At 64.2% G+C, this 232-nt stretch carries 1 protein-coding gene; it reads right to left on the bottom strand.

Going from position 1 to position 232, the window contains the following annotated elements:
* A partial coding sequence (locus ACQ4LH_RS22260; protein ID WP_430699037.1) for a hypothetical protein occupies nt 1-232 on the bottom strand: 232 nt, incomplete at both ends.

Genomic DNA, 232 nt, shown 5'->3' with positions numbered 1-232 from the left:
ACCCCGAGATATCTCCCCTGGGGGGGGGTCGTCGGCGGCGTCAGATGTGTAAAAGAGACGGGTCCCTGGTTGTCGGTCAGCCCTCCGAGCCCTYCGSGGGTGGTYTTGAAGAAGTAATCCGGCAGCCACAACCGCCGCAGTTTGCTATAGAGCATGCCCAATGAACGCGGCAGCGCCTGGCCGGCGAAGAAGCGCGGCACCTTGGCGCTGACCTCGCTGAGCAGGTCGACGT

Origin of the sequence: Pseudomonas peli (assembly GCF_050563605.1) — a bacterium.
Taxonomy (GTDB): domain Bacteria; phylum Pseudomonadota; class Gammaproteobacteria; order Pseudomonadales; family Pseudomonadaceae; genus Aquipseudomonas; species Aquipseudomonas peli_A.
Note: the sequence above shows the minus strand (reverse complement) of the source record. Positions and strands in the feature narration are given on the sequence as shown.